Source organism: Anaerobacillus sp., from assembly GCF_046314235.1.
Classification (GTDB): domain Bacteria; phylum Bacillota; class Bacilli; order Bacillales; family Anaerobacillaceae; genus Anaerobacillus.
The window spans coordinates 75,278-81,529 of sequence record NZ_JBKBWN010000017.1 but is presented as its reverse complement, the minus strand read 5'-3'; the positions used below and the strand labels follow the sequence as shown (position 1 = coordinate 81,529).

The 6,252-nt window shown below is 34.9% G+C and carries 6 protein-coding genes and 2 rRNA genes; 6 read left to right on the top strand and 2 right to left on the bottom strand.

Annotated elements, in window-relative coordinates; all coding sequences use genetic code 11:
• Both ACK4M9_RS18940 and rrf read left to right on the top strand, forming a co-directional pair.
• Nucleotides 1-204 (top strand): 23S ribosomal RNA (locus ACK4M9_RS18940); the annotation flags it as partial.
• Between the two features lie 195 nt (nt 205-399).
• Nucleotides 400-515 (top strand): 5S ribosomal RNA (gene rrf, locus ACK4M9_RS18935).
• 512 nt (nt 516-1,027) lie between these two features.
• Here rrf and ACK4M9_RS18930 read toward each other — a convergent pair.
• On the bottom strand, nt 1,028-1,846 hold the full coding sequence (locus tag ACK4M9_RS18930; protein WP_409854049.1) for a YheC/YheD family protein: 819 nt from the start codon (nt 1,844-1,846) through the stop codon (nt 1,028-1,030).
• 286 nt (nt 1,847-2,132) lie between these two features.
• Between ACK4M9_RS18930 and ACK4M9_RS18925 the strand changes: the two genes are divergently transcribed.
• The 4 genes from ACK4M9_RS18925 (at nt 2,133) to ACK4M9_RS18910 (ending at nt 5,751) form a co-directional block, all read left to right on the top strand.
• The gene (locus ACK4M9_RS18925; protein WP_409854046.1) at nt 2,133-3,461 is read left to right on the top strand and encodes a YheC/YheD family endospore coat-associated protein; all 1,329 of its coding nucleotides are present in this window, start codon (nt 2,133-2,135) and stop codon (nt 3,459-3,461) included.
• 370 nt (nt 3,462-3,831) lie between these two features.
• Nucleotides 3,832-4,116: a DUF1292 domain-containing protein gene (locus ACK4M9_RS18920; protein WP_409854043.1), complete on the top strand. Its 285-nt coding sequence runs from the start codon at nt 3,832-3,834 to the stop codon at nt 4,114-4,116.
• Nucleotides 4,117-4,314: 198 nt separating this feature from the next.
• The gene (locus ACK4M9_RS18915; RefSeq protein ID WP_409854041.1) at nt 4,315-4,809 is read left to right on the top strand and encodes a YkyB family protein; all 495 of its coding nucleotides are present in this window, start codon (nt 4,315-4,317) and stop codon (nt 4,807-4,809) included.
• A gap of 465 nt (nt 4,810-5,274) precedes the next feature.
• Nucleotides 5,275-5,751 (top strand): DUF2283 domain-containing protein, encoded by a 477-nt coding sequence (locus ACK4M9_RS18910; protein WP_409854039.1) that lies wholly within the window; start codon nt 5,275-5,277, stop codon nt 5,749-5,751.
• Nucleotides 5,752-5,909: 158 nt separating this feature from the next.
• Here the strand turns inward: ACK4M9_RS18910 and ACK4M9_RS18905 are convergent, their stop codons facing one another.
• The gene (locus ACK4M9_RS18905; protein ID WP_409854037.1) at nt 5,910-6,236 is read right to left on the bottom strand and encodes a hypothetical protein; all 327 of its coding nucleotides are present in this window, start codon (nt 6,234-6,236) and stop codon (nt 5,910-5,912) included.
• Between the last annotated feature and the right edge of the window lie 16 nt (nt 6,237-6,252).

Below are 6,252 nucleotides of genomic sequence, written 5' to 3'. Positions count from 1 at the left end.
GTTCCGCCAGGAGCATAGCTGGGTAGCTACGTGTGGAAGGGATAAGTGCTGAAAGCATCTAAGCATGAAGCCCCCCTCAAGATGAGATTTCCCTTGGAGTTAATCCAGTAAGACCCCTTAAAGATGATGAGGTTGATAGGTCTCGGGTGGAAGCACGGCGACGTGTGGAGCTGAGAGATACTAATCGGTCGAGGACTTATCCTATAAATAAGAAGCGAATTCTTACTCAAGTCTTAAATGTGTGTTATCTAGTTTTCAGGGAATGATCCTTGAATTTAATATTTACTGCTCAATTTAGTGGTTGTGCTCCTGCGGTACTCCTTGCGTCGTATCCTCGTCGCAAAGCTGCATGAAGCAAATCATGAAGCATTTCAAGATGTAATTGAGGTCAGTAGCTTGTCTAGTGGCGATAGCGAAGAGGTCACACTCGTTCCCATGCCGAACACGATCGTTAAGCTCTTTTGCGCCGATGGTAGTTGGGGGTTTCCCCCTGTGAGAGTAGGACGTTGCTAGGCATACCAAAACACATTCATTGCGAATGTGTTTTTTGTTTTGTAATAAAATTAAATTGGGTTGTTGCATTAGGTTGTGTGCGCCTGCGTCTGATAGTGAAGCTTCGAAGTAGGCTTCCTCGGCGCAAAGCAGCACGAAGGAAACCAATGAAGTATTTCATGAAGTGAGTGAGGTCAGTAGCTTCCCTGTGAGAGTAGGACGTTGCTAGGCACAAAAAACACATTCATTGCGAATGTGTTTTTTGTGTTTTAAAGGTATTTCTGCGTCTACTAGCGCAGCTCCGTAGAAAATTTCCTCGACGCAAAGAAGCACGAAGGAAATCAATGAAGTAACTCATGAAGTGAGTAAGGTCATCAGCTTGCCTCCGTCTACTCGTAGTGATTCAAAGTACTTCTTCGGCGCAAATTTGCAAGAGGAAAAAACAAAAAAACTCATAGTGACATCTCAATACACATGAGAAAAATTGCTATATTTTCAATAGCAACCAGATTGAAGTTCAGTACATTAGGAAAGTTTAAGTTTCTTCGTTTTGACTTTTAGACTCGATCTCTTCTTGAGAAGAGATCTTTTCTCGATGCATCTTATTATGCTTTTTAATGGATTTAATCATTCGATAGTTAGCTTTATTTTTTAACATTCGAAAGCCCTTGTAACCAGGCCTTGAGTTCGCTTCGATGATCCATACTTTTCCAGTTTGATCAATTCCTAGATCTAATCCCCAAATAGTTTGGTTATTAAATGCTTCACCAAAAATACCTGCTGTTTTTAACACAATTGAGTGTAGTTTTGTATGAATATCTTCCACATCGATTTCATCTTCGAAATCGATGTTTGAATCGAGTATCGCTTTGTTAACCTCTATTACTTTTGATTTTGTCCGTAAATTTGTGATGAAGAATCCTTTGTTTGCTACCTTCGCATACATTCCAGTAACAGCCCAATCAAAGCCTATCTTTCGTTGGACAATTGCCCGTATATCAAATGGTCTATCGTTGATTTTTGCTAGCGGAATATATTGTTGCACGAGAAATTTACGAGATTTAGTGATTTTCTTAACGCGACCATAAAGCATTGATACATCCTTAAATATTTCCTCTTTTTTAGAATTGTGTAGAACGTACTGTGCTTTATTTTCCGTTATTTTAAGAACCTTATAACCGTTAGATCCAACTCTTGGCTTGACAATGATTGTTTTATACTTAGAGAGCATCTCCATGAAAGTAGTTTTATTAAACCTTTTCGTTTCAGGCATGGCATCAGCTAATTCATCATCACGCAATAATAGATTATATTTACTATATTTACTATATTTGCTCTTTTTTTCTAATATCATAGGGGCCTCCTTACTGCTTTATATCTAACATATTCAGCTAGGAAGATGAGGTATAGGTATATAGTGTAACTAAATAAAAAAACACTAATTATTCAGGTGTATAAAACCATTTTCGAAAGTATCTTTTTTCCGGTTTGCCTCTGCCCCTTCAATATGATTTGAATACTATGCAAGATAAGCTTTCTACTAATATGTATTGATAGGTATTACTTTATTGCTTTAGGTTGTCATACAAGTAACGAACGTTTTGAAACAAATGAAAATGACAAATAAGGAAGTGTTAGAGATGCTTGATATTGTAACCCTCGACCTTAACTTTTCTCTGAGTAATGAAAACAAAGTATTTGTAACGAAAACTCTCTGGGAAAGATGGGACTTGCAGCCGAACACGCTATACCGTATTGCTTTTGGAAATAGACGATTTGAGACTTTACTCCAACCTATAGAAGGAAATAAAACTGAAATGTTACTTTCTACAAAAAGCGTAATAGATCTGCTTATTCCGTTTCCTAAGCAAGTACAAGCGAAAATTTGCGGAAAAGAAATTAAAGTTGGTCCTCTAATTGCGCTGTTCACTCAAGCAAAAAACAAAACAGCTATGAAGATGTTTAATAAGTTGGTTTCATCCCCAGAGAATACTTCGAATTACACATGTTTATTTACTATAAATGATGTTAATTGGAATTCAAATGAAATAGTAGCAACATTTAGGGGGAAAAATCATTATTATAAACAAAAAATCCCTATCCCCGATGTTATTTATAATCGTGTTTTAGGTAGGAAAAACGAGGCAAGTAAAAAAATACAAAAAGCCTATATTAATTTTGAAACTCATAAAGCGAAAATTTTTAATCCATGTTTCTTTGATAAAATGACAATTCATCAGATATTAATCGAAAACAATCGAGCTGCTCAATATTTACCTAAAACTTTCTTTACACCGACGTATTCTAATATTGCCTACCTCATCCAACAATATCAAACCGCTTATTTAAAGCCGAAAAATGGCTTAGCAGGTCGTGGTATTTATAGTATTACGAAACATGGAGATCAGTATATCTTAAACAACGAGAATAGTGTAAGTATGCACAAAAGTTTAGTAGAAGTATTAGAAGAGATTAAATATCCTCAAAAAAGCAAACGCTATTTAGCCCAACAAGGAATAAGATTAATTGAATATAAAGGTAGAAAGCTAGATTTTCGCATAAATATTAATAAAAATATTGAAAATCAATGGGTGATCACCGGAATAGCTGGAAAAGTGGCCGGTAAGAAGAGTGTAACTACCCATGTACGTTTAGGTGGTAAAATATACTCTTGTGATGAAATCCTAGCAGCAACTTTTGATGAAAAGGCTCCTATTATTAAAGAGGCAATCGAAAAAGCTGTCATAAATATTGCTTCAGCTATTGAGGATAGTCTAAATGGCAATCTGGGTGAGTTAGGAATTGATATCGGCGTCGATAAAGAAGGGAAGGTATGGATGTTTGAAGCGAATTCTAAGCCTGGACGAAGTATTTTTAAACATCCAAGTTTAAAAGCAGACAATCAGCATTCGATAAATCTCTTATATGAATATGCTTATTATTTATCAGGATTTAGATTTAAAAGATAACGATCTTAGGTATCGATTAGCTATAATCCTCATTTGATCAGTATGTATGAGAAATTTAACTCAATTGAAAAGTTAAGTAACAGTCACCTCAGGCGCGATATTGTGTTTACTTAAAAGCATTACTAATTATCGTGCCTAAACGAGGTGAACTTTTACTTATGACAAAACTTTCCTTTTTTGGTGGAAGATGCTTCAAAAATTATGTATTAGTTCTGTTAACTTAAACCAATGTAATTAATTTCTAACCTTATCGGTTTACTAATGTATAATGAGAACAGGGTTTATTTACTGATCATTGAAATAATAGTAAGAAGATCTATATTAGTTATACTTATTGGGACATACTACAATTGGAAAAGGAGGAATGAAAGTGGCAGTTGAAATTGGTGAAGAATTATTATTAGGTGAAGAAGGTAACGAACAATTGTATGAGGTCATATACAGTTGTGAATTAAATGAGAAACACTACCTACTTGCAGCGATCTGTGAACAATTGGACGATGAGGAATGTGAACCTGAAATCATTGCGTTAAGCTACACAGAAGATGAAGAAGGAACACTCTTCTATGATGAAGTTGAAAGTGAGGACGAGTGGAAGCAAGTCGAAGCAAAGTTTAACTCGTACATAGAAGAGATGGAGAAAGCAGGATCATAATTTTCGTTCATGGACTAGGCAACTCTAAATGATTGTAGGGGTATAGAATGAAGATTGACACCCTTACAATCATTTAACATTATAGGTATAATAGAAAAGAGAGGTTATCAATCCATTAATTAATGATGGGGTAACTCTAAACTTTAGTTAAAAGGAATAATTATTTAATCATATAGCACATAAGGAAAGGATGATCGTGTGGAAAAAACAACTAACTACGATATAGGGTTAATAGCACAGGCAATTTACTCTGTAAACCGCCATGTCAAAACGGCTACTGACAAGCGGGAGTTATATGACCTAAAGAGCAAAGCGCTCACAAAACTGATTAAAATTGGACATGCTCAAAAAATCTGGCTTGAGTATAGCACTCAATCTAGAAATGCAAAACAAAATACAGTCGTTTTGGTAAAAGTAGGAATAAAAACAAAAAGCAAGCCTCATTATTTTCATATGCTCCCAGAGAAAGAGGATTTTATATCTTTAAAACATAAACAAATCGTTGGTGTCCAAGAGCCCCTTCGTAATCCGAAAAGCAGTCTATCTCTGAAAACGGCAAAAGAAATTCTTGTTAAGTTTATTGATGTGGCTCCCGTAAAAGCAAAGATACAAAGGCCAATTAAAAAGGCTCTGAATAAGGAAATCTTCGTTTCATCCTTCCTTGATGGTAATTCGCGATCACGCCATCGATAATATCTTCATGTGATACTACTCGATTGTAATACAACATAGCATAACAATTCCATTTAGTAGCGATAAGTAATTACCATGTTATAGGTAATACCTCCCTTCATTCATTGTCATTAACTTACTTACATCCATCGATGCAGTTACTACACCGACAATTTTCTTCCTATCATCCATCTTTAATGCTATGAACTCTACATTACTTTTCTAACAGGGATAATGCAGTAAAAATAGTGAGATGTTTTAATTAACTTAAAATTAAGGTTGATAATCAATAATATTTTAATGACGCTAGGATCTAAAATCTAGCGTTTATTTTTATTTTTTTTAAAGCTTGCGTATTTAGAGGACTTTTTGGATGAAAAGTTGAAAGAACAGCTGTATGATGAAATGGAAGGTTTATAGAATTTCTAAATTGAAATGACCGACCGTATCCAGTCGGTTCTATTCCTATAGAAAAGGTGTGAAATCATGAATAATATAAACATTGAACAAATTACATATGACGATGAGACAGAAACGGCTTATATTTATTTTACTGAACCAAATAAATTCGCGTTTTACTCAGAAATACTGCCTGAAAACGAGCAAATTATTATCGACTTAGGCAAAGAAGTTCCGATCGTTGGGGTAGAGCTTGATGGTGAGTCAGCAAAGAAAGTCGCTAAATTGATGAATGAACAGAGACGTTTTGTCAAAAAAATAAATCAACAAGGGTACGACTATTATTCTTTTAAAATTGAAGATAAACCAGTACAACAGTCGATTAGTTATGAACGGATTATCGATGTCAAATTCCTGTTTGCTGATGATGAGTGTACAGACTTTATTGGTATTGACGTCTACAGTGATAATCCTAACTATATTTTCATTCAATCATTTGAAAATGATTATCCTTCAAAAGGAATGCTGAAAAAAATATTAGGTGGCTGGCGCTTGTCGAAATGAGTTCCATTTATATAGAGTCGAAGGATATAAATATAGAGCGAGTAAGGTTATATATGAGAGGAGAAAACCCTTTCACTGTACTAAAAATAAAAAGAAGCTGGGACAAAACTAAGGTATCTGAAACCATCTGTCCCAGCCTCTCTATATATGTAATTAGTTTACTTGTTCAACTGTTCTTCACCGACGACAATGCGGTAATCGTTGATCTGTAACGTATACGCTTTGTCTTTACAGCGATAGATGACTTTGTTATCATCTTGATTTTCTTCGATTTTACTTTCAGGATAGTGGATGATTAATACATCCTCATGACATTCAAAAGGAAGTTTAATTGAAGGGATTGCTCCTTCGAGTATGATTAGTCCATTTTCTACAAAGTTACCTTCTCGATCAGTTTCACGATAGATCTTTTCGATTTCAACTATTTCAGCATCCGTTTTTTCGCCTTGTAAATCCGTAATAATCTTATCTCCAATTAGATACATCTGAAAATCATTTCCT

Bases quoted from the DNA above. Each gene is read 5' to 3' on its own strand.
- ACK4M9_RS18930 (WP_409854049.1), bottom strand. From the start codon at position 1,846: ATGATATTAGAAAAAAAGAGCAAATATAGTAAATATAGTAAATATAAT.
- ACK4M9_RS18925 (WP_409854046.1), top strand. From the start codon at position 2,133: ATGCTTGATATTGTAACCCTCGACCTTAACTTTTCTCTGAGTAATGAA.
- ACK4M9_RS18910 (WP_409854039.1), top strand. From the start codon at position 5,275: ATGAATAATATAAACATTGAACAAATTACATATGACGATGAGACAGAA.
- ACK4M9_RS18905 (WP_409854037.1), bottom strand. From the start codon at position 6,236: ATGTATCTAATTGGAGATAAGATTATTACGGATTTACAAGGCGAAAAA.